Annotated in this window: 22 protein-coding genes and 2 pseudogenes; 19 read left to right on the top strand and 5 right to left on the bottom strand. The window is 64.7% G+C overall.

Annotated features, from left to right (window positions below):
- Positions 1 to 20: 20 nt before the first annotated feature.
- The 7 genes and pseudogenes from RGUI_RS22420 to RGUI_RS20340 all read left to right on the top strand — a co-directional run bounded on the left by RGUI_RS22420 (position 21) and on the right by RGUI_RS20340 (position 3,770).
- Positions 21 to 152: a hypothetical protein gene (locus tag RGUI_RS22420; RefSeq protein ID WP_256387894.1), complete on the top strand. Its 132-nt coding sequence runs from the start codon at positions 21 to 23 to the stop codon at positions 150 to 152.
- Positions 153 to 210: 58 nt separating this feature from the next.
- Positions 211 to 444, top strand: coding sequence for an AbrB/MazE/SpoVT family DNA-binding domain-containing protein (locus RGUI_RS20365; RefSeq protein WP_081536305.1), 234 nt, complete (start codon positions 211 to 213; stop codon positions 442 to 444).
- Positions 437 to 838, top strand: a complete 402-nt coding sequence (locus RGUI_RS20360) for a PIN domain-containing protein (RefSeq protein WP_172841229.1) — start codon at positions 437 to 439, stop codon at positions 836 to 838. The genes RGUI_RS20365 and RGUI_RS20360 overlap by 8 nt, the downstream gene beginning before the upstream one ends.
- A gap of 155 nt (positions 839 to 993) precedes the next feature.
- Positions 994 to 1,966 (top strand): annotated as a pseudogene (locus RGUI_RS20355) (IS5 family transposase); the annotation flags it as partial.
- Positions 1,967 to 2,285: 319 nt separating this feature from the next.
- Positions 2,286 to 2,537, top strand: a complete 252-nt coding sequence (locus tag RGUI_RS20350; RefSeq protein WP_081536303.1) for a type II toxin-antitoxin system RelE/ParE family toxin — start codon at positions 2,286 to 2,288, stop codon at positions 2,535 to 2,537.
- Positions 2,538 to 2,548: 11 nt separating this feature from the next.
- Complete coding sequence (locus RGUI_RS20345; RefSeq protein WP_081536302.1) at positions 2,549 to 2,893, top strand: helix-turn-helix transcriptional regulator; 345 nt, start codon at positions 2,549 to 2,551, stop codon at positions 2,891 to 2,893.
- 118 nt (positions 2,894 to 3,011) lie between these two features.
- Positions 3,012 to 3,770: a hypothetical protein gene (locus RGUI_RS20340; protein WP_081536341.1), complete on the top strand. Its 759-nt coding sequence runs from the start codon at positions 3,012 to 3,014 to the stop codon at positions 3,768 to 3,770.
- Between the two features lie 296 nt (positions 3,771 to 4,066).
- Here the strand turns inward: RGUI_RS20340 and RGUI_RS21615 are convergent, their stop codons facing one another.
- Positions 4,067 to 4,387 carry a hypothetical protein gene (locus RGUI_RS21615; protein WP_156883121.1) on the bottom strand — a complete coding sequence of 107 codons (321 nt, stop codon included), beginning with the start codon at positions 4,385 to 4,387 and terminating at the stop codon, positions 4,067 to 4,069.
- A gap of 316 nt (positions 4,388 to 4,703) precedes the next feature.
- Here RGUI_RS21615 and RGUI_RS20335 point away from each other — a divergent pair, with 316 nt between their 5' ends.
- From RGUI_RS20335 to RGUI_RS20305, 7 genes and pseudogenes are all read left to right on the top strand, one after another.
- Positions 4,704 to 6,896, top strand: a complete 2,193-nt coding sequence (locus tag RGUI_RS20335; RefSeq protein ID WP_081536301.1) for an efflux RND transporter periplasmic adaptor subunit — start codon at positions 4,704 to 4,706, stop codon at positions 6,894 to 6,896.
- Positions 6,893 to 10,072 (top strand): efflux RND transporter permease subunit, encoded by a 3,180-nt coding sequence (locus RGUI_RS20330; protein WP_081536300.1) that lies wholly within the window; start codon positions 6,893 to 6,895, stop codon positions 10,070 to 10,072. The genes RGUI_RS20335 and RGUI_RS20330 overlap by 4 nt, the downstream gene beginning before the upstream one ends.
- 33 nt (positions 10,073 to 10,105) lie before the next feature.
- Positions 10,106 to 10,447, top strand: a complete 342-nt coding sequence (locus tag RGUI_RS20325) for a copper-binding protein (protein ID WP_081536299.1) — start codon at positions 10,106 to 10,108, stop codon at positions 10,445 to 10,447.
- 76 nt (positions 10,448 to 10,523) lie between these two features.
- Positions 10,524 to 10,880: a copper resistance protein CopC gene (locus RGUI_RS20320; RefSeq protein ID WP_081536298.1), complete on the top strand. Its 357-nt coding sequence runs from the start codon at positions 10,524 to 10,526 to the stop codon at positions 10,878 to 10,880.
- Between the two features lie 6 nt (positions 10,881 to 10,886).
- Positions 10,887 to 11,792, top strand: coding sequence for a CopD family protein (locus tag RGUI_RS20315; protein WP_081536297.1), 906 nt, complete (start codon positions 10,887 to 10,889; stop codon positions 11,790 to 11,792).
- Between the two features lie 246 nt (positions 11,793 to 12,038).
- The gene (locus tag RGUI_RS20310; RefSeq protein ID WP_172841228.1) at positions 12,039 to 12,293 is read left to right on the top strand and encodes a VPLPA-CTERM sorting domain-containing protein; all 255 of its coding nucleotides are present in this window, start codon (positions 12,039 to 12,041) and stop codon (positions 12,291 to 12,293) included.
- Positions 12,294 to 12,376: 83 nt separating this feature from the next.
- Positions 12,377 to 12,604: pseudogene (locus tag RGUI_RS20305) on the top strand (hypothetical protein); the annotation flags it as partial.
- Between the two features lie 85 nt (positions 12,605 to 12,689).
- Here the strand turns inward: RGUI_RS20305 and RGUI_RS20300 are convergent.
- Positions 12,690 to 13,064 (bottom strand): hypothetical protein, encoded by a 375-nt coding sequence (locus RGUI_RS20300; protein WP_081536295.1) that lies wholly within the window; start codon positions 13,062 to 13,064, stop codon positions 12,690 to 12,692.
- 110 nt (positions 13,065 to 13,174) lie between these two features.
- Between RGUI_RS20300 and RGUI_RS20295 the strand changes: the two genes are divergently transcribed.
- Positions 13,175 to 14,890 carry a hypothetical protein gene (locus RGUI_RS20295; protein ID WP_081536294.1) on the top strand — a complete coding sequence of 572 codons (1,716 nt, stop codon included), beginning with the start codon at positions 13,175 to 13,177 and terminating at the stop codon, positions 14,888 to 14,890.
- A 133-nt stretch (positions 14,891 to 15,023) separates the two neighbouring features.
- On the opposite strand, the gene RGUI_RS20290 is transcribed toward RGUI_RS20295, so the two are convergent.
- The 3 genes from RGUI_RS20290 to RGUI_RS21610 all read right to left on the bottom strand — a co-directional run bounded on the left by RGUI_RS20290 (position 15,024) and on the right by RGUI_RS21610 (position 17,918).
- Positions 15,024 to 16,385, bottom strand: coding sequence for an IS5 family transposase (locus tag RGUI_RS20290; RefSeq protein ID WP_081536293.1), 1,362 nt, complete (start codon positions 16,383 to 16,385; stop codon positions 15,024 to 15,026).
- 633 nt (positions 16,386 to 17,018) lie between these two features.
- Positions 17,019 to 17,354 carry a DUF4236 domain-containing protein gene (locus tag RGUI_RS20285; protein ID WP_081536292.1) on the bottom strand — a complete coding sequence of 112 codons (336 nt, stop codon included), beginning with the start codon at positions 17,352 to 17,354 and terminating at the stop codon, positions 17,019 to 17,021.
- Positions 17,355 to 17,666: 312 nt separating this feature from the next.
- A complete protein-coding gene (locus tag RGUI_RS21610; protein WP_156883119.1) occupies positions 17,667 to 17,918 on the bottom strand; it encodes a hypothetical protein in 252 nt (83 codons plus the stop codon).
- A 545-nt stretch (positions 17,919 to 18,463) separates the two neighbouring features.
- On the opposite strand from RGUI_RS21610, the gene RGUI_RS20280 reads away from it, so the two are divergent.
- The 4 genes from RGUI_RS20280 (at position 18,464) to RGUI_RS20260 (ending at position 23,189) form a co-directional block, all read left to right on the top strand.
- Positions 18,464 to 18,649, top strand: a complete 186-nt coding sequence (locus tag RGUI_RS20280) for a hypothetical protein (RefSeq protein WP_156883118.1) — start codon at positions 18,464 to 18,466, stop codon at positions 18,647 to 18,649.
- Between the two features lie 860 nt (positions 18,650 to 19,509).
- Positions 19,510 to 20,619 (top strand): MoxR family ATPase, encoded by a 1,110-nt coding sequence (locus RGUI_RS20270; protein WP_081536289.1) that lies wholly within the window; start codon positions 19,510 to 19,512, stop codon positions 20,617 to 20,619.
- 3 nt (positions 20,620 to 20,622) lie between these two features.
- Positions 20,623 to 21,588, top strand: a complete 966-nt coding sequence (locus tag RGUI_RS20265; protein WP_081536288.1) for a DUF58 domain-containing protein — start codon at positions 20,623 to 20,625, stop codon at positions 21,586 to 21,588.
- A complete protein-coding gene (locus tag RGUI_RS20260; protein WP_081536287.1) occupies positions 21,585 to 23,189 on the top strand; it encodes a hypothetical protein in 1,605 nt (534 codons plus the stop codon). The genes RGUI_RS20265 and RGUI_RS20260 overlap by 4 nt, the downstream gene beginning before the upstream one ends.
- Positions 23,190 to 25,507: the final 2,318 nt, after the last annotated feature.

Below are 25,507 nucleotides of genomic sequence, written 5' to 3'. Positions count from 1 at the left end.
TCGAGCTTGTGCATTCGCGGATGCAGGATGGTGGCGATGCCGAGATCAAGGCGCGCGTGACGGTCGCGCGCGGCCTGACGATCTGGCTGTCCGCATCGATGCGTTACGATTGCGACCGCATTCTCGACTTCGGCGCCGCAGAAGCCAGTTGACGCCCTTGCAAGCCGACACGATATACATGTATCAGCGCGTTTATCCAAGGAGGTTTCCATGCAGGTTTCCAAATGGGGGAACTCGCTCGCCGTGCGGTTGCCCGCCGATCTGGTCAAGGCGCTCGACCTCAAGGAAGGCGACGATATCGAGATTCAGCTTGCTGACGCCCGAACCTTTGGCATCGCGCGAAAAGCCGGCCGCGAAGACCTGGTGAACCGCCTCAAGGCCTTCGCCGGTCGTCTGCCGGCAGATTTCCGGTTCGATCGCGAAGACGCCAACGCGCGTGACTGACAGGTTCTTCGACACGAATGTCCTGCTCTACCTGTTGTCGCCGGATCGGAGGAAGGCCGAGATCGCCCGTACACTTGTCGCCCGGGGCGGCACGATCAGCGTTCAGGTCCTTGGTGAGCTCACAAATGTTGCCCGTCGCAAGGCGGGCCTCGAAATCGACGAAATCGCGGCGCTGACCGGCACGCTTCGCGATCTCCTCGACGTTGTCCCCATGACGGAGGAGATTTTCGACGGTGCGTTGCAGGTGGCGCGGCAGACGGGCTACGCGACCTTCGACTGCCTCATCGTTTCGGCCGCTTTGAGCTCCGGCGCTCGTTCGCTCTATACCGAAGATATGCAGGCTGGCCGCGAGATCGGTGGGCTGAAGCTGATCAACCCTTTTGAAGAAAGGTAAAAGGGCGGGAAGTGTGAATTCGCCGCGTTGCAGCGCGACTTAGGTTGCCCCGTGAAAGCGGACCTTCAACACCGGGGTTTTGGGTTCTGACCGGCTCTGTTGCACAAAGCCCGTGAGGGATTCACCTCGTGAATCCAGCGTGATAGCTGGGGCGCATGAGCAGACCATCTACCCCGACCTACAAGATCAAGAACTGGCGGGCCTATAACGAAGCGCTCAAGCGCCGGGGCTCGCTGACGATCTGGTTCGACCCAGCGATGACGTGGGAGGCTAGGCCGACCGGCAAGCGGGGCCGACAGCCCACTTACAGTGACGCCGCCATCCAGACCTGCCTGACGATGAAAGTGTTGTTTGGCATGGCGCTCCGGCAGACGACGGGCGTTGTCGAAAGCCTTCTGCAGTTGAGCGGGTTGGACTGGTCGGTCCCGGGTTTCAGTACGCTGTCACGCCGCCAGAAGACCCTGAACGTGAACATTCCGTATCGGGGGTCGGAGGGACCGCTGCACCTGCTGATCGACAGCACCGGCATCAAGGTCGAGGGTGAAGGCGAGTGGAATGCGCGCAAGCATGGCGGCGCCAAACGCCGCATCTGGCGCAAGGTTCACCTCGGGATCGATGAAAAAACACTGGAAATCCGGGCGGTGGAGTTCACCAGCAGCGATATCGGCGACGCCCCCATTCGTCGGGGAAACGATCCCCCGGATCGTTTCCTGATCCTCCTCATTGCCTGAATTGCTCGACCAGATCCCGCCCGATCGGGAGATCGGCAGCGTCACTGCAGACGGCGCCTACGATACGCGCAAGTGTCACGACGCCATCGCCGACCGCGGGGCCTATGCCGTCATCCCGCCCCGCAAGAATGCCAAGTTCTGGAAGCCCGACAGCGCGGGTGCTATTGCCCGCAACGAGGCGCTGCGCGCATCGAAACGCCTGGGCCGGAAAATCTGGCGGAAGTGGAGCGGCTACCATCGCCGAAGTCGGGCCGAAACCAAGATGCACTGCATGAAGCTGTTGGGCCAACGCCTGATGGCGCGGGAGCCCGACCGCCAAGTCGCCGAGCTTCAGACCCGTGTCGCCGTCATGAACGGCTTCACCTCGCTCGGCATACCCGTGACCGAGGCCGTGGGGTTCGGATGTACATTCGGACCGGTGGCATTCACATCCTCACTGTGTCCGGGGAAAGGGGTAGCTCCGTCGTCAGCGGCTTTGTGCAACAGAGCCCAGCAGGGCGGAACGAAGCCACCAACCTGCGCGCGGTCCAACTTCTGCTGGGCCATACGAAGATGGACAGCACCGTGCGCTACCTCGGCGTCGACATCGAAGTGCTTTGTCGCTCTCGGAGGGGATCGACCTCTGAGGCAAACGCGGCCGGCGCAAGCTAGCCGCGCTTGTCGCCCAGGGCGACATTACGCTTGACGCAGCGCCACATGTAGCCTATAGCTACAACATGAAGCAGATCAGCTACACGAAGGCCGCGATCCGGGCTTTGCGCCGGATGCCCGCCAACACGGCCACGCTGATCCGATCCAAGATCGAGGCCTATGCGAGGGACCCGGCCTCACAGAGCAACAACGTGAGGTCCCTCAAGGGGCGAGAGGGGATCCGGCTGCGGGTCGGGGACTGGCGCGTGATCATGGATGACCAGGGCAATGTCTTGGCGGTTCTCGATATTGGCCCACGTGGTGGCGTTTATGACTGAAAGGGACTGACATGAACGAGATGGTGACGATCCCGCGCGAGGAATATGACCGCCTGCGGGCCGCGGCCGAGGACCTCGCCGATCTCCAGAACTACGGTCGGGCAAAGGGGGCCTTGGCCGAAGGGGCGGATGAACTGATTCCCGCTGACTACGCGAACCGGCTGCTGGACGGTGAAAATCCTCTCCGCGTTTACCGGGATCTGCGTGGCCTGACCCAAGCCATGCTAGCCGAGAAAGCAGGGGTCAATCGCGTCACCGTGGCCGAGATCGAAACGGGCCGGAAACAGGGTTCGGTCGCCAGCTTGCGTGCCCTCGCGGGCGCCCTCGACGTCACGCTGGACGATCTGACGGAGTAGTTCGGCCCATTCCGGCCATTGACCCTTGTCCTGCATCGCCGCAGTGCGGCCCGCGAGTCCGGATTTTCGCGGCATTTGCACGATGCCGGATCGGATGAAGGCTGACAACGCGGACATCATGGAACCTCGCCACGGTCTGTGGCAGCATCCTGACATGATCGAATTCCGCGCTCTCGCCGATGACCATCCCGACCTCGCGCATTCTCCGCTGCTTCGGGGCGCTCTCCTGACCCTGCAATATGCTCAGGAGCACGGATCAATCGGTCTAACCAAAACCAAGGCCTTCAAGCGCGTTTTCGTCCATTGGGCCGTTGAGCACTTCGACTGGCCGGGGAAAAGCGCTGAGGAGATGTTCCGCTACAACAAGTTGATCAACGAGTATGAGTTTCCCCCGCTCGAGGTTCTGCATTTCCTGCTAATATCGCTGCGCCTTGGGCGTCACCGAAAGGGCGCGTTTCAACTGACCAAGCGTGGCGCAGAGCTGGCGCAAGCCCCTGGCCAATTGTTTGCCGAACTGATCCCCTATTTTTTGTTCCAGATCGATCACGCTTCCTATGCGCGCTTCGACAACCGTCCCTTCGGAAAGTGGGATGTCTGGATGAACGTGATCAACGTAGAGGCCGACCATGGCACGACCGAGGCTGCCTTGTTCGAAACGTTCTACGGTGAGACACAGGATTGGCACACCGCGGGGTGGCGAGAGATGGCCGCGTTCTCATCTTGCGTGTTGCAGCCGCTCGAATGGGCGGGATTGCTGATTGAGACCCGCGAGGAAAGCGCCGGCAAGCATGTATGCCATGTGTTCAAGTCTCCACTCTGGCGCAGCGCGCTCAACCTTGACACCGACGAAATGCTGCAACCGATGTCTGTTCAGTGATGGATTTTCCAAAGTTCCCAAGACGCGACGCTGCTTGCATAGCCGGCCCACAGCTGCCTTTCAACTCTTCAGGCCGCTGCCGCGGCGCGGCCCGTCATTTCAGCCATTCGCTGCGCCTGCGAAGCCGGGCATCCGGCGCACCGCGCATCGCGGGTATTGCGAATACCTGACACAAACCATCAGATGTCGTTGGCCAGCCCATTTGAGACATATGTGCCGGACGCAGCTCCCGCTCTGCTGCAGGTGCGAATTTTCATCGGCCATTGCTCAAGAGCTGACGCTCAACACAGCTGCGCTCAATCCTCAATGCCTTTTTGCTGCGCACACACCGATGTCTTCGAAGCGCAGGAACCGATCAGTGCAAACTGGGTGCCTAGCCGCAGGTTGAAGGACGAGGTCGGTACATGCTCGCAAAAATGTTGGTTGCCGCGGGATCGGGCAAAGGCAAAACTTGACCCATGCTTGGGCGCTCCCTGCCATATCTGACGCAACGCCTGTTGGTGATCGCTGCGTGTGTATGCCTTGCTTTCGGGGCGGGTAGCTCGTCTTCCGGCGCTGGCTCCCATGTCATGCAGATGGATGAAACCGTAGTGCCAATGAGTGGCCACATCGGTCATGCCAGGACAGTTCACGACGCCGCAGTCGACATGGTGGGCGGCTGCGTTCACGGCGCAGGGACGGTCAAGAGTTGTGGCATGATGGCGTGCTGTGTGGGGTATTTCCCGCAAACCGGCTGGCCACAGTTCGTCGTGCTTCCAAGGCCAACTGACCCGGACACCTCCGAAGACCGATGCCCGGACATTTATACAGCGGGCCTTCCCGAACGACCTCCCCGGCTCTCCTGACATTCCGCTTCCCGGCTGGACCTGATGGCCCGGTCGGTTCGGGGTATTGGCGACCGGTCTCTTCTTGCCGGTCTGACAGGAGGTTTCGATGCGCGGACGATATGCAGCGCTCACCATTATTGCATGTGCAGCCGGCATTGCCGGTGGAATATGGATTGAACGGCTTTACCTGAACCCCGGCGGTCCGGGGGAGGCTGAAGGGGCAGAGATCCTCTACTGGGTCGCGCCGATGGATCCGAATTTCCGGCGGGACGGGCCGGGAAAATCGCCGATGGGGATGGACCTGATCCCGGTCTATGCCGGGCAGGAGCCCGCGGGCGATCCGGCCGAAGTCACTTTGTCCGCCGCGGAAATCAACGCCATCGGCGTGCGTACGGCGATTGCCCGAATGACCGAGATCGAGCCGCGGATCGAGACCGTGGGCTTCGTCGGCTACGACGAGTACGCGACCAGCCATGTGCATACGCGGGTCGAGGGTTGGATCGAACGGCTGGAGGTCCGCGCACTTGGCGACCGCGTCGAGAAAGGTCAGGTCCTTTTCGACCTCTTTTCGCCCCTCGTCGCCGCGGCAACCGGAGACCTCGTGCGATCCGTTGAAGACGGTGATCCGGTTATCCTCGATGCGGCGCGTAACAAGCTGCGCAGCCACGGCATGTCCGACCGCCAGATCGCGGAGATCGAGGCCAACGGCACACTCGCCCGGAACATCCGGATCGAAGCCCCCCAGGGGGGTGTCGTTGTCGCGCTGAACGCGGCGGATGGCATGTATTTGCAGCCCGGTACGCTGGCCTTCTCCGTCGCTGACCTGAGCAGCGTCTGGCTGATCGCGGACGTCTTCGAGCGCGACATCGGGCGACTGTCCGGGCAGATGCGCGCGGTCGCCCGGTTCGAGCACCTTCCGGGGCGCACGTTCGAAGGCGAGGTCGACTACATCTATCCCGAACTTGATCCCGAGACGCGGACGCTGCCCGTTCGGCTGCGTTTCGACAATGCCGAGGGCCTGCTGCGTCCCGGCATGTTCGGTACGGTGAGCCTGCTGCCGGATCTGCGCCGGCAAGCGATCACCGTCCCGTCCGAAGCCGTCATCCGGACCGGTGCCGCGGAACGGGTGATCCTCAAGACTGGCGCCGGCACGTTTCGGCCGCGGCTGGTCACGACCGGCCTGCGCGACAGTTTCGGGACCGGTGGCCGCACGGAAATATTGCAGGGGCTCGCGCCGGGGGAGGAGGTTGTCGCCTCGGCCCAGTTCCTGATCGACAGCGAAAGCGCGCTCAACGCCGGGTTCATGCGGATGGCGCCGACCGATACGGAACCGGCGCGGGGCATCGGTGTTCTGGTGGCGCTCGACCGCGATACCCGCGTCGCGACGATCCGGCACGACGCCCTCGCCAGTCTGGATTGGCCGAAAATGACGTCCGACTTTCCCGTGCGGGCCGACGTAGCGCTGGACCGGTTACGCGCGGGCGAGGCCGTCGCCTTTGCGGCCGTGCGTGGCGCAGACGGGCTGCTTGGCCTGGTCGACCTGCGGCCTGATGACGGGATTGCCGCGACCGGAACCGGCACCGTGCTTGCCGTCACGGCCGATGGCAAGCTGACGCTGAGCCACGATCCGATCCCGGAGCTGGGCTGGCCCGCGATGCAGATGGACCTACCCGTGGACGGGGTGGACCTTGCCACCGTTCCGCTGGACGCGCCCTTGGCGTTCGATCTGGCCAGGGACGAGGCCGGGATGTTCACCATCGTCGCCGTCCGTGCCGAGGGGCGCACGCCAGCATCGCCGGAGCCCACCGCCGCAGCCGCGGAGGCCGCCCCGCCGATCATCGTCTCGGGCACCATTGAGGCCGCCGACGCAGAGGCGGGCAGTGCGACCGTGACACATGGGCCGATGGTCGAGATCGGGATGCCGGGCATGACCATGGAGTTTCCGCTTGACGCTTCAGTCCAAGCCGCGTCGCTGCCCATCGGCGTCGAAGTCACGCTGACATTCGCGCGGCCGGACGGGATGACCATGGTTCTGGCCGCGGCCGAGCCGGTCACACCGCCCATGGAGGTGTCGGGGCGGATCAACAGCATCGATGCCGGGGCGCGCCTGGCCAATGTCACCCATGGGCCGATGACCGAGATCGGCATGCCCGGCATGACGATGGATTTCGCGCTGGCGGAAACGCTGGACCCGGCTGACCTGCCCGTCGGCACCGACCTGACGCTGCTGCTGCACCAGAACCCCGATTTCTCGATGACGCTCGTCGGTGTCGCCGCAAGCCCGGGGGCCACGCAATGATCCAGGCCATCATCCGCGCCTCCATCGCGAACCGGTTCGTCATCCTCGTGCTGGCCTTCATGGTGGGGGCTGCCGGTATCTGGGCGGTCCGGGAAACCCCGGTGGACGCGATCCCCGACCTGTCGGATGTGCAGGTCATCATCCGCACGCCCTATCCGGGACAGGCGCCGCAGGTCGTCGAGAACCAGATCACCTACCCGTTGGCCACGGCCATGCTGGCGGTGCCCGGGGCGAAGGATGTGCGCGGCTTTTCCTTCTTCGGGGACAGCTTCGTCTATGTCGTGTTCGAGGACGGCACCGATCTTTACTGGGCGCGCTCGCGCGTGCTGGAATATCTCGGCCAGATCACCGGCAGCCTGCCCGACGGCGTGTTGCCCCAGCTTGGCCCGGATGCCACGGGCGTGGGCTGGATCTATCAATACGCGCTGATCGACAGAACCGGGCAGCACGATTTGGCGCAGCTCAGGACCCTGCAGGACTGGTTCCTGAAATACGAGCTTCAGGCCGTCGAGGGCGTGTCCGAGGTCGCCACCATCGGCGGCATGGTCAAGCAGTATCAGGTGGTCGTCGATCCCAACAAGCTGCGCGCCTATGACATCACGCTGGCGCAGTTGCGGAACGCGATCCAGGCGGCGAACCGCGAAACCGGCGGCAGCGTGATCGAGATGGGCGAGGCGGAGTTCATGGTCCGCTCTGCCGGGTATGTCGACAGTATCGAGGATCTGGCCAAAGCGCCGCTGATGGTCAACGACCGCGGCGCGGCGCTGACGCTGGGCGATGTCGCCGACATCCGGCTGGGCCCTGAAATGCGGCGCGGCGTCGGCGAGTTCGGCGGCGAGGGCGATGCGGCCGGGGGCGTGGTGATCCTGCGCTGGGGCGGCAATGCGCTGGCAACGATCAAGGCCGTGGAAGCACGGATCGAGGAGCTTCGGCCCAATCTGCCCGACGGAGTCGAGCTCGTGACGACCTATGACCGCTCGGGCGTGATCGAACGGGCCATCGATAACCTGAAGAAGAAACTGACCGAAGAGTTCATTGTCGTCGTGCTGGTCTGCGCGGCGTTCCTTCTTCACCTGCGCTCGTCGCTGGTGATCCTGCTGTCGCTGCCTTTGGGCATCCTGGCCGCCTTCATCCTGATGAAGGCCCAAGGCGTGAACGCGAACATCATGTCGCTGGGCGGGATCGCCATCGCAATCGGCGCCATGGTGGACGCCGCCATCGTGATGATCGAGGCGATGCATCGCCGGCTGGAAAAGGAAAGGCTGACGCCCGAAAACCGCTGGCGCATCGTGCAGGACTGCGCAAGCGAGGTCGGACCCGCGCTGTTCTATTCGCTGGCCATCATCACCGTCAGCTTCCTGCCGGTCTTCGTGCTGGAGAACCAGGAAGGTCGCCTGTTCCAGCCGCTGGCCTTTACCAAGACCTATGCGATGGCCGCCGCGGCGATCCTGTCGATCACGCTCGTGCCGGTGCTGATGGGCTATTTCGTGCGGGGCCGCATCCTGCCCGAGCGGAAGAACCCGCTGAACCGCGTCGTCATATGGATGTATCGCCCCTTCCTTGATGCAGCCGTGGCCTGGCCCTGGGCCACGACTCTGCTGGCCGCGGCGCTGGTCGCGTCGATGTGGTGGCCGCTGCAGCGGATCGGCTCGGAATTCATGCCGGAACTGAACGAGGGCGATTTCCTCTACATGCCGTCGCTCTATCCGGGCGTGTCCATCGGCAAGGCGCGGGAAGTGCTGCAACAGTCGGACCGGCTGATCGCGACGATCCCCGAGGTGGCCACCGTGCACGGCAAGCTGGGCCGGGCCGACACGGCGACCGATCCCGCGCCCCTGACGATGATCGAGACCACGATCCAGTTGAAGCCCGAGGCCGAATGGCGCCCCGGTATGACGATGGACGGGATCCGCAATGAACTCGACCGCGTCGTGCAGATCCCGGGCGTAACCAATGTTTGGATCCAGCCGATCAAGAACCGGATCGACATGCTGGCGACCGGCATCAAGACCCCGGTGGGCGTGAAGATCACGGGGGCCGATCTGACCGTCATCGAAGAAATCGGGCTCGCCGTCGAGCGCGCCGTACGCGATATCGAGGGCACCGCCTCGGCCTATGCAGAGCGGCCCGTGGGCGGCCGGTTCATCGAGATCGACGTGAACCGCGAGGCCGCCGCGCGCTACATGATGAGCGTGCGGGAGGTGCAGGACGTTGTGCAGACAGCCATCGGCGGCATGCAGGTCTCGGAATCCGTCGAGGGGCTGGAGCGGTTCCCGATCAACCTGCGCTATCCACAAGGTTGGCGCGACAGCCCCGAGCGGCTGCGCGACCTGCCCGTGGTTACGCCATCGGGGGCGCATGTTCCGCTCGCCTCGCTTGCGGAGATCCGGATCGTCGACGGCCCCGGCATGATCCGGTCGGAGAACGCGCGGCGGACCGGTTTCGTCTTCATCGACATCGCCGGGCGCGACCTGGGCAGCTATGTCGCCGAGGCGCGAGCCCGGGTCTCGGAAGCGGTCACGCTGCCGCCCGGCTACGCGCTGAGCTGGTCCGGCCAGTACGAATATATCGAGCGGATGCAGGACCGGCTGATGGTGGTCGCACCCGCCACCTTGCTGATCATCACGCTGATGCTGTTTATGGCCTTCAATCGCGTGATCGAGGTCGGGATCATCCTGGCGGCGCTGCCCGTGGCGCTGGCGGGTGGCGTCTGGTTCGTCTGGTATCTCGCGTTTGATCTGTCGGTGGCGGTTCTCGTGGGCTTTATCGCGCTGGCGGGCGTCGCGGTCGAAACCGCGATTGTCATGCTGCTCTATCTCAACATCGCGTGGGAGAAACGGCGCAAACTCGCGCAGTCGGAACGCCGCAAGTTGACCAAGACCGATATCGAGGAAGCCGTCTTCGATGGCGCGGTGCTGCGCGTGCGCCCCAAGGTGATGACGGTAGCGACGATCTTCGCGGGGCTTATCCCGATCATGTACGGAACCGGCACCGGCTCGGAAATCATGCAGCGGATCGCCGCGCCGATGGTCGGGGGCATGGTGACGGCGACCCTTCTCACGCTGTTCGTGATCCCCTCGATCTTCGTCATCTGGAAACGGCTCGCGCTGAACCGCGTCAACCGCGAGATCGCGACCGCCTCACCCCCCGTGCCGGGCGCGCTTCCGGCCGAATGATCCCCCACAACTGCAACCCAGAAAGGACCAACCATGACACTACTCCTGATCTCCCTTACGGCCATCGGGCTTTCCGCGACAGCGACCTTCGCCCAGATGTCCCACGGCATGGACCATTCCGACATGCCGATGTCCGCTGAGCAGATGGAGGGCGCCGTCCATACCGAGGCGGTGGTGAACTCGATCGGGGGTGGCATGGCCAATGTCAGCCATGAGCCGATCCCCGAGATCGGCTGGCCCGCCATGACGATGGATCTGCCGCTGCTTGAGAATGCGGACATGATGGGCGACGTCGCCGCCGGCGACCGGGTGACCCTGATGCTCGTCAAGGGGGCCGACGGCATGTACGCCATCGGCGGCATGATGCGGAACTGAGGACAGCGGACCCGTGGCCGGCGCGCCATGGCGCCTTCCGCGGGTCCGTTTCACCCCAATTCAAGGAGGACTGCACATGACCCCGACACCGCGTCTCGCGCTGGCCGCGATGCTTTTCAGTGTCATTGCCTTGCCTGTTTTCGCACATTCGCAGAAAGAGGCCACGTATCCTGCCGATGGCGCGTCCCTGAACGCCGCCCCGGAGGTGATCGCGATAACATTCGACAGCCCGATGCGGTTGACGCTGTTCCGGCTGACCGACGGGAACGGCAGCGAAATCGACGTCACACGCACCGATGGCATGCAACCCGTCACCGAATTCGAGGCGATGCCAGCCAGCTTGAGCACAGGGACCTATGACGTCGAATGGCGCGGGCTTTCCGGAGACGGCCACCCGATGAAGGGAAGTTTCTCGTTCACGATCGCAGACTGACTGGAAATGCTCTCGGCCCTCGGGACTATCGACGCCCTGACCCTGCTGTCGATCCTCGTGAAAACCGCCAGCTATGCCGCAACGCTTCTGGCGGCAGGCAGCGTGCTGGTCGCGCATGGCCTCGCAAGGCTGAGTTCGCGAGGTCGTCAAGCCCTCGTGCGGACTGCCATACTCGCCGCGATGGCCGCGGCCTTGTTCAGCATCCTGCGTCTGCCACTCCGGGCCGGCTTCCTCATGGGCGGCACCCTTGACGGTGCCATGGACCCGATGGTTCTGGGCATGGTGGCAGAAAGCCCGCTCGGCACGAGTATTGCCGTTCGGATCGTCGGATTGATGCTGATCTGCGCCATCGTGCGTCCCGGTCGCATCGGTCCCCGGCTTGCCTCGGTGGGTGCCGTACTTGCCTGCGTATCCTTCGCCCTGCGCGGCCACGCATATGGGGCGCCGGGCGCGATCGCCGGTGTCTTGGTCTCAGTTCATCTGCTGGGGCTTGCCTTCTGGATCGGCGCTCTTGGCCCCCTCCTTCTTGCGGCCAGGCGCGAACCGTCCGACCGCGCCGGTGCTCTCGCGGAGGAATTCGGGACCAAGGCGATCTGGATCGTGGGCATTCTTGTCGCCGCAGGGACCGGAACGCTCGCCCTTCTTGGTGCCGCGACCCCGTCTGCGCTCGCCACGCCATATGGACAGTTTTTCGCGATCAAGCTTGGGCTTTTCGCCGGGATCTTGTCGCTTGCCGCGGTGCACAAGTTTCGGTTGACACCCGCCCTTAGCTCAGGCTCGCCGGGTTCAGGGGACCGCCTGCGCCGATCGATCCTTGTCGAAACTTTCCTGATCGCGCTGATCCTCGGAATGACGGCGACTTTGACAGCCCTTTCCAGCCCTCCGGGCCTAGGGGCGCCATCCGCGTCTTGAAGCGGTCTTCTTGCTTTGGGGAACGCGCCCCGCAAGGATGCTGACCCGGTCCTGTTCGGCAGCGGCGGTGGGCTCTTTGCCACGTCACGACTGTTCAATATCGACGACGGTAACCTGACCTAGACGGCGAGAAACGGCGACATTCTCGGGCCGGTCGCCAACTACTACGAACTCGAGCAGACCATTCGCATCCTCGGCGGACCGGATCGCGATGACATCGTCTCGGCCACGACCGCCGTGCGCGACGTGACCTATTTGCTTGAAGGAGACGAAGGCCAGCTTCCGCCGCTGCTCGCTGCGGGCACCTACAGCATCACCTCCGACCGCAGCCATGCCTTTGGCCTCGGTATCTACGATTCCGCCTTGGGCAACACCACCATCGGCTTCGGCATCACCGTGACCCCGGTCAGCGCGCCGGTGCCATTGCCGGCCTCCGCTGTGCTGCTGCTCGGCGGCCTCGCTTCGGCCTTCGGCATCACGCGCAGCAAGCGCCGCGTCTGACAGTCGGGGCTCCGGCGCCGGGATGCGTCGGAGCCTGCACCCCTTGCCGTAAGCGATCGCTCTGTACGCAATCAAGTTTTCGCTTGCGCTCTGACAGTCGAGTTTTGCTTTGCCTGGAGATCGTCAAGAACCACCGCGACCTCGCCTTGTTCAACCTGGCCATCGACAGCAAGCTCCGCGGCTCCGACCTAGTCAAACTCAAGGTCGCGGATGTCTACGCGGCGGGCCAGGTCAAGGAGCGCGCCTCGATCATCCAGAGCAAGACCCAGCGCCCGGTCCGGTTCGAGATCACCGAGGGCAAGGTTGCGGCGGCCACAAACCGCCGCAACCGGGGCCCCGGACGCTATGCCCGCCGGGGTTTGCCAGTCACGGACCGACCGTGATCCGGCCCCTGCCTCATGCCTTGTTTTTCAGAAGGGCGAACACCAGAACCCGCGCGTCCGTGAAGAACTCGCTCAGCAGGTCCAGCCCTTCGCGGTCGCAGTATTTGACAAGATATTCCAGCGTTTCGAGGATCCAGTCATGGGTCGTCGAGCGGCGCCATTCAAGAATGCCTTCGGGGTCGACCTGCGCCAGAATATCCATGCGTTTCGCCGCCCAGTCTGCCCTGAACCCTTCGACCTTCTCCGGGTCGAGTCTGGCCTCCATCACCCGGTCGGCCAGATCGTAAAGTTCCTGCGCAATCCACTCCTTGCTGACCTCTGCCGTCTGTGCGGTTTTCTTGTCAGTGTTGTCATTCGGGCCATCACCCGTGTTGTCCATGTCACTCATTGCCTTGCACCCACGTTAAGGAATGGGTCATCCTGCCGATGAAAATCGCGGCACAGACAGCACGTGCCCCGCACAGGCAGGTCACATCCGCAAAGGCGACTGGTAAAGACATGCAGGGTAGCCTGATCATCCGGCCCGCCGCCGAAGGTCCCGCGCAGATCGACCCCGAGGGCGTCAGCGCCGCCGTTGCCGCGATCCGGGCCTCGGGCCTTCTGGGTCAGGGGGAGCGGCGCGGGCGGCTGCTGGAGTATCTCGTCGAACGGGAACTTGCCGGCGACGGTGCGTCGCTGAAAGCCTATGCCATCGCGTTGGACGTCTTCGACCGGGGCGAAGACTTCGACCCTGCAACCGACAGCATCGTCAGGACCGAAGTCGGGCGGCTGCGGCGCGCGCTGGAGCTTTATCGCGGCAAGGCACCGGACCCTGCCTTGCCGGGGATCGAGATACCCAAGGGAACCTATCGTCCGCGCTTCACAGCGCCGGCCTGTGCAATGCGGCCGGAACGGCCGCGCCCGAAACGCCCTCTGTTCGCCGGTCTTGGCCTTGTGGCGGCGGCGCTCGTCGTGTTTCTGGCCGTCTCTGCCTATGAACGGCACCTGCAAGATGCGGTGTTCCTCAAGGCCGCGCGCCCCGTTGCGGACCTGCCTTACCGTGTCTTGCGGCTCTCGGTGGAACCCCTGCAAGCGGAGGGCGACAGCCCCCATGCCGCCACGCTGGCCTTCGGTCTGTCTTCGGAATTCGTCACCGATCTGTCGGCCTATCCGTGGATCTCGGTCATCGACACAGCGGGCGACTGGGACGGGGCCGACTATGCGCTGAACGGGCGGCTGATCTGGCAGGGGGATGAGCTTGTGATTCACAGCCAGCTGATCGCCCTGCCGGGGCGCGAGGTGACATGGACCCATGCCAAGCATCTGGACACCACGATAGCCGCCATTCAGGAAACCGAACAGATGGTGGCCAGCCGGATCGTGCAGCGTCTTGCCGCGACCGCCGGAGTTGCGCCCGACCTCGTCAAAAGCATCAACGCGCCGTACCCGGATACGAACCTTGAGTCCTTTCTTTGCGTGCTTGGCGTCTATCCCTATCTCGTCCATCCCGACGACGCGGCACACTGGACCCTGCGCACCTGCCTGACGCAGGTGGTTGAAACCTATCCGCATTACGGGGTTGCATGGGCCGCACTTGGGCTTGTCTACCTTGACGAGGGCCGTTTTGGCATGAACCCACGACCGGGTGCCAACCCGTGGGCCGACGCCGAAAGCGCGGTTGAAGAAGCGTTGAAATACGCCCCCATCGACATGGCGACCCTGAACGCCGCGCTGCTGCTGAGCGTGGAGGCGCCCGAGCGTGATTTCGACGCCTTTCACCGCCATGCGGCCCGGTTGCTGGAACTCTATCCAAGGCACCCCGGCACGCTTTCCCTGATCGGCGCCCGCATGGCCGCGGTCGAGGGGCGGTGGGACATCGGGCTGGCCCTGATCGAGCGTGCCCTTGCCCTTGACGTCGATCCACCCGCCGCCTTCCACGTGGTCCCGGCGCTTCACGCGGTTGCCTTTGGAACCGACGCGAAAGCCTTGGCCGAAACGGCTCATCTGACCCGCAGTCGCGCGCCGATCGATCTGTTATTGCGCTTCGTTGCGGCCACCCGTGCGAAGGATCGCGCCGAGGCCCGCCAAACCCGGAGACAGCTGGCAGAGATCGGCATGGAGGACCTCGGCAAGATGCGGGACTTCATCCGCACGCGCCGCTACGACCCGGATCTGGAACGGGCGCTGCTGGAACGGTTGGACGACGCGGTATCCTTTGAACAGGCAAGGCGCTGAGGGCGGGGCCGAACCGCCCTTCGGCCCTGTCAGACGGGCAACGACCGTGTCATATCGGCCGCGCGCGGCCACGGGACCGGCATTTCGGACCGACACCCGTTCCCCCTCAACCCTCATTAGTCGGTCCTGAACATCACGCTGGTAGCGGGCGCTGGGTCTCAGACGGTCCTTCTGTCGGTATGAGCGCGGCAATGGCGTTGAGGATGACGCGCAGGATTTCGGCCATGAGAGCCCTGAGGTGGGCGAGGATCAGGCGGATGTTGTGGCCGCAGCCGCAGAGCACGGCGTGGAGGGCGTTGCCGAGCGAGCCCTTCAGGGGGCAGCGGGCGAAGCGGCCGTCGGTTTTCATGTGTCCGATGGCGGGCTCGATGGCGCTGCGCCGTCGGAGATCGCGCCTGAGCGCCGGGGTCATGCCGCGCCGCTGGCCGGAGATGTAGACGTCGGCCGTCTCCACGCCGTGGCCGCGATAGCCGCGGTCGCCGAAGGCACGGCGGGGGCGGGTCTCGGTGAGGATCTCCACTTGCTCGAGCGCCTCGCGCAGGGTGTGGCCATCGTAGGGGTTGCCGGGCATGGCACGCATGCCGACGACGAAGCCCTCGCGATGGGTCGTGGCGACCGAGACCTTGGTGCCGAACTCGTAACGCACGCGGGCCTTGCCCTTGGAGATGCAGTCGACCTCCGGCTCGTGCAGGGCATAGAGCTTGCCCTTGTCCTTCGGCTTCTGCCGCAGCAGCCGGTCGGCGAGGGCGATCTCGCCTTCGATCCGCTCCCGCAGGGCGGTGTCCGTCACGGCGTCCAGCTGCCGCTGGAGGTCGCGCATCACCCGGCCGGTGTACCCCTTCAGCCGCCGCAGCCCCTTGCGCATGCGCTTGAACTGGCGGGCATGGGCGTAGCGCCCGACCTGGCCCGCCAGCCGCGGCGCGAGGCGGGCGTAGCTCTGGCGCAGGGCGAGCTCGGCCTCGCGGGCGAGCTTCACCAGGCGCAGGCGCGCCTTCTCGTAGAGCCGCGCGTCGGTGGGGTGGGCGATGGCCTTCTCCATGACCGTGGTGTCCACGATCACCGCCTCGGCGGAGCGCTCGCGGATCACGCCAGCCTCGCGCCCCGCCTCGATCGTCTTGGTCAGCAGCCATTCGACGCCCTCTTCCCCGATCCGCCCGCGCCAGCGCGTGAGCGAGGACGGGTCGATCGGGGGCCGGTGCTGAAAGAACGTCTCTCCGCAGAAATGCTGGTAGTAGGGGTTCTCGACCCAGCGGGCGACCACGGCCTCGTCCGACAGCCCGTAGGCGTGCTGGAGGTACAGCAGCCCGGCCACAATCCGCGGCGAGGTCGCCGGCCGGCCCGTGTGCGAGGGGAAGAACCCGGCCCATTCGCGCTCGAAGAATGCCCAGTCGATGAGCGCCTCGAGCCGCACGAGCTCGTGGCGCATGTCGATCATCGCGGTGAGCCGCGGGCGCAGCAGATCGTCCTGTTCGGGAGCGCGGGACTTCGGCTTCATGGGGCATCCGGGATTGCAGGGTTCTGACCAGAATCGTAGCAAACCCTGCAGTTCAGAAATAGCTCGAACGCCCTCTCAGCCAGCCAAATCAGAGGCTTGGGGGTTGTTCAGGACCGACTCGATAATGTCGCGCACATGTTGAAAAAGAGTGTTTCAAAGACGTCTCGAATTCCGCTTCTGTGGACGGCCTGCGAGGTCTATCTGTTTTTCAAGGGCAACAGTTCTCGATCATTCCCCGTAAGGGTGGTATCGGCTCCGGGATTGCCGCCCTGTCAGCGATCATCCCCGTGAGGGGTCAGGACTCAGTCACGAATTATCGGCGAGTTCAGTGATCATACCCCTTGAGGGGAGTGCGAAGAGATGGCCAACAAGGCCATCTCTTGGTCTGTCAAGCAGACATTTTTGTCAAGCCTGAGACCGAGATCCTGCCCGCCGGGCATGGCAGGAGTATTCTGGGGGTTTGGACGTCAGTCAGGAGGAAGGGACCGAAGACCGCAATGACCGAACGGTCACCGTCTACGCTTCCGAACAACCAAGCAAGCCTCTTACTGCCGGCTTTGCGCGGCGCAACTCGTCGGGTATAGTCTACAGCGTCCAAGGATCGCGGTGCCCGCCTGCCGGGAATAGCGATGATCAGGTTTTGGAACGGTGTCCGAACCTAAATGGCTCATGCCTTGAAAGATGATCAAGAACGATTTTTGGATCATCGGACGATCCTCGAATGTCACTCTTGATGTTCTCAAAGGTTGTATTTACGGCAACGCCCGATTTCTTCGATGCCGATGGTTTCGAAAGACGTGCTCGGTAGGATAGCCCAGTCCCAGGCAGCCCCAAGTTATAGAAGAGGCCCCGTCGTCCAAAGTTGATGCTCGCTCCGCGCGGGCCGACTGTCGTGCTGACGCCACCGCGTGACAGGTTCAGCCGCAGCCAAGGCGCCAGTGTGATTGTGCGACGGAATCTTAACGCCAAGCGGAGCCCTCTGTTCAGCCTGCGTTAATTTTCTGGTGCCGGGGCCCTTTTTGCAAGTTCTTTGAGGTGGAGTTCCTGCAAACCCTTGCGTTTTCTTTCGAAGCGGGGAAGCTTTCAACCCGTTATGGTCGCCAATCCCGTTCTGTTGATGTTCGTTGTTCCCGGGGCACTTTCGGCCATCGTTGCGATTTGGGCGATCGGCATGCCGTCGGGTGCTCCCGAATGGTTCATCCTCTCTTCGGCTGTCTTCTGCTTCATGGGATTTGCGACCGGATGCATGGGCAGCATCAAGCGTGCGCTTTCTCACCGAGCCTACTCCCAAGAAACGATTGGCTTTCCCGAGGCATCGCGCGCGCTGGGAGAATCTGAACGCTTGGTCTTCCAATCCGGACAAAGCTTCTCTGTCGCGGGTTTCTTCGTATTGGCGGCTCTCGCGGCACTTGCTTTTCCGGGAATGCCAGTGCTTGCACCGATACTGGTCTTGGTTTTGACGCCAGCTTTTGTGGTCGTGCCATTCACCTTCTCCGTCGCTCGCGCGCCGGATGCCGTACTTTTGTCCTTCATCCCGGCGTCCGCGTTTTCAGGGTTTGATGGCTCTTTCAAACCAGTCGGTCGGGAGGCGGCGTTTTCGGTCGGCTGGCGCTTTGCTCCTCGTCTTGAGGCGGCACGGTTCGTGGGTGCGCATGGTGGCGCAACGCTTGCCCCCGCTATTGCGGACATCATGGCCGCGCTCGACAGCGGCGCACGGCTACGTCCGGATCTGTCAGGTCTTGTCAGGGACTTCGGTGGATATGCAGGTCTTCGGCTGCGTGGGCTATGGCCCGTAATGCCCGTGGCCGTGACCGTTGCGATATTGACCTGGCTCATTGCGGTCATCTTGCCGCGACCCATGTTGCCTGCCCTGCCGGCACCCTTGGAATTGTGGGAGACCCTGCGAGAGCTTTCGGATACCGCAAGCGATGACGACGTGCAGGAGAACCCTTCGGACTCGATGGAACACGGGTCGTCCCAGTCTGACGCTGGCGGGTCCGGATCGCCGGGCGATGGTGTTCGCGGTGCAGGGCAGTCTGGCGCTGCAGGACCTTCCGGGTCGTCCCAGTCTGACGCCGGTGGCTCCGGGTCGTCGGGTGACGGCGCTGGCGGGTCCGGATCGCCGGGCGATGGTGCTGGCGGTACAGGGCAGTCTGGCGCTGCAGGGTCTTCCGGGTCGTCCCAGTCTGACGCCGGTGGCTCCGGGTCGTCGGGTGACGGCGCTGGCGGGTCCGGATCGCTGGGTGATGGTGCTGGCGGTATAGGGCAGTCCGGCGATGCAGGGTCTTCCGGGTCGTCCCAGTCGGATGCCGGTGGGTCCGGATCGCCGGGCGATGGTGCTGGCGGGGCGGGGCAGTCCGGCGATGCAGGGTCTTCCGGGTCGTTCCAGTCGGATGCCGGTGGGTCCGGGTTGTCGGGCGATGGTGCTGGCGGGGCAGGGCAGTCCGGCGATGCAGGGTCTTCCGGGTCGTCCCAGTCGGATGCCGGTGGATCCGGCTCGTCGGGTGACGGCGCTGGCGGGTCAGGGCAGTCCGGCGCTGCGGGGTCTTCAGCTGCGCCCGAGTCTGCTGGCGGGTCCGGGCCTTTGGTTGGGCAGGATGCACCGGTCGAGCCGCCAACTGCCTCTGGCATTGGGTCGCAAGATCAGGCAACAGCGCGAGAAATGACGACCCGCGGAAGCGGTATGGCGGGCTCGGATGTGGCCGAACCGCAGACGGTCGATGGGAGTGCGACCCCAGGAGCCATGTCCGGGGAACGGCAGGCACCGGGAGGGCCTGTCATTCCCGATCAAACCACGCCTGTCGCTGGCACCGGACCAGAGGCGGATATCGAGGCCCGCATGCTCGTGCCGACGGCCCCATCCACCGGGGAAGACTTGGCGATCGGGCTTCGCGGCCCTCCGTTTGCCGGACGTGGCCAGGCGCCTGCCCTGATCGAGGATCGGCTCGGCCACGAGCCCGAGTCGTTCATGCCGGAGAGTCCGCCAAGGCCGGCGCGCCAGAGAGTACCAGCATGGATCGCAGAGATCTTGAACTGAACAGGGAAGACAGGAATGAGCAGAGATCTGACAAGCGACGACATTTCCTAACTCCGGTCGATCCCGCAGACGGTGGCAGGGCGGGGCATGTTCGGTCTCGATGACATCGTGCGTCTTCTGGTCGTCGCGCTCCTGTCTGAAGGGCACGTTCTGCTGGAGGGCAATCCCGGCATGGGCAAGACAGCGCTGGTCAAGGCGCTGTCGGAGGCGCTTGGCCTTGGAGAGGACAAGGTCGGCCGCATCCAGTTCACCCCGGATCTCATGCCGGCGGATATCACCGGCTCGCTCATGCCTGCGGAAGACGATCGCAACCGGCTGGAGTTTCGCGAGGGACCGATCTTTCGGGAATTGCTGCTGGCAGACGAAATCAACCGCGCCACGCCCAAGACACAGTCCGCCATGCTGGAGGCCATGGCAGAATTCCAGGTCACCGTTCTGGGCAAGCGCAGGGCCTTGCGCCGCAGCGAAGCGGGCATGGACGGGGTATCGACGCCTTTCATGGTCATGGCGACCCAGAACCCGGTCGAGCAGGACGGCACGTTCAGCCTGCCGGAGGCGCAACTTGACCGGTTCCTTTTCAAGGTCCGTATGTCTCTCCCCGATGCACAAGTCATCGAGGCAATCATGGAGAAGGAACTGGGGCTGTCTGCCCGCCGGTCGCAGCCTGGCCTGCAGGGGCCAGACAGGCAGACGGCACTGGAACGGCTGGACCGGGCGCGGCGCGGAGCACTGTCCACCCCGCTCCCGCCAGTCGTGCGCACGCATGTCGTGAACATCATCCAGGCCAGCAACAGGGCCTTCGACCAGGTCCGGGGCGTTTCGGCCCGGCGCATGGAGGCTTTGCGCGCCACTGCCGAGCAGATCGAGTATCCTCTTGGTCCGCGTGCGGCGACGGCGCTTGCGAAAGCGGCGCTGTGCTGGAGCGCCTGCAGCCTGACCGATCCGGCCACCCCGCTGGAGAGCGGCGCACATACGCGCCGTGCCCTGGCCCAGGTCGTGCGACCCGCCCTGAGGCACCGCGTGCGGATCATTCATGTCTATGATGGCGCAGAGATCGGCGAGGCAGACCGGGTCGACGCCATGGTGTGCCGCCTTGCGCTGGACGCAGCGCCGGAGGCACGGGTCGGAGACGACCCCGGCGGCTATGACGCCAGGTTTGCGGCGGACCTCGAGGCTTCACGAGCGATGCGGATCTGATCCATGGACGCGACCACTCCGCCGCTTTCGCCAGACCGCCTGTCCCGTACCCGATTGCGATTGCGCAAGACGGTGCCGATGCAAGGGCTTGGGGCGCATCTGCGACGGATGGCGGGCCAATCCATGGAGTTCCGTGACTACCGATCCTATCACTTCGGCGACGACATCAGGCTGGTCGACTGGCGGGCTTCCGTCCGCAATGGTCCGGATCGGGACTGGTTCCTGAAGGTTTTCGAGGCAGAGCAGCGCATGTCCCTGATGATCGTCGTGGATGATCGCGCGGCCATGCGCTTGCCCCGGTCCGCCGAAAAGCTGCTTTACGCGCTTTGGGTCCTGCGCGCCCTTGCGCGGGTTGCAGCCGAGGCAGGCGACGCCATCGTGCTGATCCGGATGTTTTCGCCGGGTGCTCCGATCATCAAGGCCGAGGGGCGCGGTTGCGAGGCGGCGGCACGCGAGTTCGCAGAACGGATCTGGCGGGACAATCCTGCCTCGCTCCACGCGGTGCCCGTCTGCGATCCGGGCAGATGGCGAGTCCATCTTCGTCCGTCCTCCGCCGTGGTTCTGCTGTCGGATCTGCTCTTCGCCGATCCGGACAACAGGATCGCCGGTTTTCTGCGGAAGGCTCAGAAGAGCTGGAGGCAGCTTTTCGTCCAGCCGCTGGATTCCGCCGCCCAGGAGTTGGCCTTGCTCCGCAGGACAGACAGGCTCAAGGTCGCCGATACCGAGGGACGCGTTCTGGCCGACGCCGTGTTCGAGCGTGACGCGGCCTTCGAGGCGTCGGTGCGGCGCAACATCGACCATCAGATCGAAACAAATGTCGCATCCTGGCGCGGTCCGGGACTGGTGGTGGAATCCCCCGTCATCTGGCCGGACACTCCGGGTCGGGATGCGCTGGCCGAGCAGTTTCACGAAAGGTTCCTGTCCAGCGGCCTGTTTCGCGGCATCGCGGCGCGGGGGGGCTTGGGATGATCGGGCTGCTTCTGGGCGCCTTCGCCGGGGTGGCGGTCCTGGCCTGGTACATGCAGCGCCGGGCGCCTCGACGCGTGCAGTTGTCGTTTGCCAGGGTGTTGCCCGATCCACCGGAAAATCCGCGTCCGACGCCGCGCTTCACGGTCGTGCCACCGGTTCGGTCGGTTCCGTTCTGGATGCATCTCCTCGTGATCCTGCTGTGTATCGCCGCGATGGCCCTCGATGTCAGGATCTCTCGTGGATTGGGGCAGGAACAAATCGGACTCCGCATCGTGATCGACGTGTCGCACAGCATGTCCGTCGCCGACGATGCGGGGACGCGAATGGACCAGGCGCTCGACATCGCCCGGCGGGCGGTTTCAACCGCCGAGGAGGCCGCAAATGGCGGCGACCTTTGCATCGAGATGCAGGCCGTCGGTGCCATTGCCGTTCCGGTGTCGACAGCCGACCTGGGGGACTTGGTCGCGCGACCCGAGGCGGGGGACGTTCAGACGCTTCTGCGCACGGCTTTTGCCGACCCTGTCGATTGTGCCATCACGCATGTGTTGATCGTGTCAGATCTGCCCGAACCCGTGATCGATTCACCTGCCCGGGCTCCGGCCCTGATCTGGCGCCAGGTTGGAGAACCCCGTCCAAACGCCGGGATCGCTGCCGTCTCCTATCGCCCGTCACAGTTGGGGGGCAAGCCGGCGGAACTGACCCTGACGGTCGAAACCTTTGGTGACATGCCGCCGCCGGTTCTGACCGTCGCCGGGCCGGACGGAACGATGATCCCGAGCCTGGAACCATCCATCGACCGGACAGGACGGTTTCTTGCACGGCTGCCCCTCCTGTCGGCGGGAGACTACCAGGCTTCTCTGGATGGGGGCGGCGCCTATGACGGGGATGATCGCGTTCGCTTCTCGCTTGAGACAGCGGATCGCGTGGCGGTCGATTGGCGCCTCGATGCCTTGCCGCCGCCGCCCGGGACCGGCGCAGCGGGCGCAGGCGCGCTTGTCGTCACCGATCTCGAGCGTCTCGACGCCGGAGAGTCGGATCGTCCTGTCCTTGCGGTCTACGATGGTTGGCGCAACGCGTCGGCGAAGGCCCGTTTGGGGGCCTTCGTAGAAGATGCCGATCTCTTCGAGCCACTGAATTTCGATGCGCTGGAGCAGGATTTGCCCACGGGCTTGACCGGCCCCCTGCCGCCCGGTTTCTCCCCGGTTGTCCAGGACGAAAACGGGGCGGTCATCGTCGCGCGCCGCGGCGATCCCCCCGGTCTGATCCTGCCGGCGCCACAACTTGGGGCAGCGGAGCGGGTCGAGGCCTTGTCCCTGACGCTGTTCTTTACCGGATTGCAGAGTTTGACCGGCGGCGGGGAAAAACCGGTGTCGCCTGAATGGATCGCGGCCGGCGATACGCCGGTTTCTTCCGCGTGGAAGGAAAGTGACACGGCCCGTCCGCTGACACAGCCCGGGGCCGCGCTGTCGCTCCGCCCGGCGCGCGCGCCACAGCAGGAGGTGCCCCTCTGGCCGTGGCTGGTCGTTGCCGCCCTGGCGGCCATGTTGGTTGAAAGGCTCTGGGCGCTGGCCGCCCTTGCAGGTTGGAGGGCGGTGGCGTGATCTGTCACCTGATCGAAGGACTGGCCATCGCTGGCGGCCATCTTGCCTGCAAGCCGCCGGTCACCTCTCTTGGGACCTGGCTTGCACTTGGGGTGGTCGCCATCTCGCTGATCCTTTGCGGCCATGCCTTGTGGCGCCGAAAGGCTGCGCTTGTCGCCTCGTCCCTGCTGATGATCGCCAGTGCCGGCCTTCTTGCCTTGGGTTCAGCGCACCCGGTCTGGCAAGCGCGCCATGACAATTGCGCGGTCGATGGCGGGTTGGTGATCGCCCTGATCGACGGGTCGGAAAGCGTCTGGCGGGATGAAGCGGTCGCCCGCGCGGCCTTGGACCGCCTTGCGGACGAGGCCGGTAGCATCGGGGCCGATCCGGCGCTGGCCGAAGGCTGGACGGCGCAGGTTCTGGGCTTTGCGGACACGGTAACGGCGCTTGGACTTGCTCAGCCGATCGGGCGCCTGCCCGCCCTGATCCGCGCGGCCTCTTTCGCAGAGCATGGGGCGCACAGCCGGGCGGAGCTTGGGCTGGACTCCGCGTTGGAACTCATCGGTCGCGCCGGTGGGCGTGGGATGATCCTGATGCTCTCCGACGGACATTTCGACGAACCGGTGCCGCCCGGACTGCTGGATCGGGCTGCGGCACAGGGCGTTCCGATCTGGTTTCTTGCGGTCGGTTCGCCGTCGCCGGGCGCCGGGTTGATCGCCGCGAACCTTGGGCCGGAACAGGACATCAACAGCGATGCCGTCCTGCGTGGCACGGTTCTCGGCGGGGGCACCCTGTTGGCACAAGCCCCGCCTGGCGAAAAGATCGAGCGCGTTGTGCCGGGCGCCTCTGTTCTGCAACCGGTCCGGCTGTCGGCGCGCTTTTCCCAGAGAGGCTTGCGGCATGTCCGGATGACGTTTCAAAGCGATGGAGTCACGCAAGAGCGCGTCCTTTACACGCTGGTGCGCGGTCCGGCCCGCATCCTCGCCTTTGGGGAGGCACCGGTGCTTGACCGCATGGACCCCGCTCGCTGGGTTGTCGAACGGGCGAGTCCGGGATCGCCTCCCGACCCCGCTGCGTTCGATATCGTGGTCATCGACTCGCTGGCGCCCGCCGCGTTCCCGTCGGGTTACTCCGACATGCTCTTGAAGGCATCCCGCCGAACGGGCCTGTTCCTGATCAACGGCGGTCTTCGCGGCACCGTCGAAGACCGCCAGGTCATCGGAGACTGGAACGAGACGCCGCTTTCGCCGATCCTGCCGGTCGACAGCGATCCGCGCAGCTTCTTCCTCGAACCGCCGGGACGGGACATCGTGATCATGATCGATGTGTCCGGGTCCATGGCGAATTCCCTGGGGATTGCCAAGGCAACCGCCCGTGCGATCCTGGACCGGCTGCGGCCGCAGGACACGGTCGCCATCCTGCCCTTCTCGGACAGCCCCGGCCCGGCGCTGGATCGGCGAAACGCAACGCCGCAGTCACTTGCCGTCGCACGGGCTTTTGTCGATGCACTGGCCGCAGGGGGCGGCACGGCGCCGGACAGCACGCTGCAAAAGGCAGCAGGCCTGCGAACGAATTATTGCGCGTTCTTCTTCATCTCAGACGCCGGGTTCAGCCCGCCCGCGACCAGCCCCCGCTGCTTTACCACGGCCATATCGACCGAAGGCGCCCGCTTTCCCGATGGCGTCGCGGCCTGGGGGCAGGAGATCCTCCTGCACAGCGGTCGTGGCATCGGGGAAATCCGCCTTGATTACTTCGAGCCGGAAGAGCGCAAGGCATATTTCCGCCCCGAGACGTTCATGTCTGTCCCCGCGGCCGGCGCGGGCCCCCTGACGGATCTCCGCCTTCCCGGCGTGGCCATCGCCTATCCGCGAGTCGATGCCGACATCGTCAGCCTTCATCCCGATCCGCCACCCGACCCGGTGCTTGCGCTCAGGCGCGATCGGGATCAGCCGGGTGTCGCGACCGGGGTCTTTCTGTCTGCGCTTCCAGCGGATGCGCCCCCTGACGACGTGGACAGGATCCTGTCCGCTCTGCTGGGATGGAACCAGCCGGAACGCTATGACATCCGGGTGCGCCAGGACGGAGACCGCCTGACCGTCACGGTCCTGGTCCTGGCGGATGATCGGGAGGCCCGGCTGCCCGAAACCCTGGCAGGCAGCCTTCGTGTCGAGGGACAAGGGACACAAACGCTGGCCTTTCGCAGAAGCGGGCCGCCGGGCCGGTTCGAGGCCGCTCTGAGCCTGCGCCCCGGGGCCCAGCCTGCAATCGCCGAATTGTTGCTGGCCGAGCCCGGCGCGGACGTGCAGATCATTCCTGCCTTGCTTTCTGGACGCGCCGAG

The organism is Rhodovulum sp. P5 (assembly GCF_002079305.1).
GTDB lineage: Bacteria > Pseudomonadota > Alphaproteobacteria > Rhodobacterales > Rhodobacteraceae > Rhodovulum.
The sequence above is the reverse complement of the archived record's forward strand: the minus strand, read 5'-3'. Positions and strand labels throughout refer to the sequence as shown.

Bases quoted from the DNA above. Each gene is read 5' to 3' on its own strand.
- RGUI_RS20290 (WP_081536293.1), bottom strand. From the start codon at position 16,385: ATGAAGCCGAAGTCCCGCGCTCCCGAACAGGACGATCTGCTGCGCCCG.
- RGUI_RS20365 (WP_081536305.1), top strand. From the start codon at position 211: ATGCAGGTTTCCAAATGGGGGAACTCGCTCGCCGTGCGGTTGCCCGCC.
- RGUI_RS20335 (WP_081536301.1), top strand. From the start codon at position 4,704: ATGCGCGGACGATATGCAGCGCTCACCATTATTGCATGTGCAGCCGGC.
- RGUI_RS20300 (WP_081536295.1), bottom strand. From the start codon at position 13,064: ATGAGTGACATGGACAACACGGGTGATGGCCCGAATGACAACACTGAC.
- RGUI_RS20260 (WP_081536287.1), top strand. From the start codon at position 21,585: ATGATCGGGCTGCTTCTGGGCGCCTTCGCCGGGGTGGCGGTCCTGGCC.
- RGUI_RS20350 (WP_081536303.1), top strand. From the start codon at position 2,286: ATGAAGCAGATCAGCTACACGAAGGCCGCGATCCGGGCTTTGCGCCGG.
- RGUI_RS20320 (WP_081536298.1), top strand. From the start codon at position 10,524: ATGACCCCGACACCGCGTCTCGCGCTGGCCGCGATGCTTTTCAGTGTC.
- RGUI_RS21615 (WP_156883121.1), bottom strand. From the start codon at position 4,387: ATGACCGATGTGGCCACTCATTGGCACTACGGTTTCATCCATCTGCAT.
- RGUI_RS20345 (WP_081536302.1), top strand. From the start codon at position 2,549: ATGAACGAGATGGTGACGATCCCGCGCGAGGAATATGACCGCCTGCGG.
- RGUI_RS20270 (WP_081536289.1), top strand. From the start codon at position 19,510: ATGTTCGGTCTCGATGACATCGTGCGTCTTCTGGTCGTCGCGCTCCTG.
- RGUI_RS22420 (WP_256387894.1), top strand. From the start codon at position 21: ATGCAGGATGGTGGCGATGCCGAGATCAAGGCGCGCGTGACGGTCGCG.
- RGUI_RS20295 (WP_081536294.1), top strand. From the start codon at position 13,175: ATGCAGGGTAGCCTGATCATCCGGCCCGCCGCCGAAGGTCCCGCGCAG.
- RGUI_RS20315 (WP_081536297.1), top strand. From the start codon at position 10,887: ATGCTCTCGGCCCTCGGGACTATCGACGCCCTGACCCTGCTGTCGATC.
- RGUI_RS20325 (WP_081536299.1), top strand. From the start codon at position 10,106: ATGACACTACTCCTGATCTCCCTTACGGCCATCGGGCTTTCCGCGACA.
- RGUI_RS20265 (WP_081536288.1), top strand. From the start codon at position 20,623: ATGGACGCGACCACTCCGCCGCTTTCGCCAGACCGCCTGTCCCGTACC.
- RGUI_RS20330 (WP_081536300.1), top strand. From the start codon at position 6,893: ATGATCCAGGCCATCATCCGCGCCTCCATCGCGAACCGGTTCGTCATC.
- RGUI_RS21610 (WP_156883119.1), bottom strand. From the start codon at position 17,918: ATGAAGGACAAAAGTACGGCATCCGGCGCGCGAGCGACGGAGAAGGTG.
- RGUI_RS20340 (WP_081536341.1), top strand. From the start codon at position 3,012: ATGGAACCTCGCCACGGTCTGTGGCAGCATCCTGACATGATCGAATTC.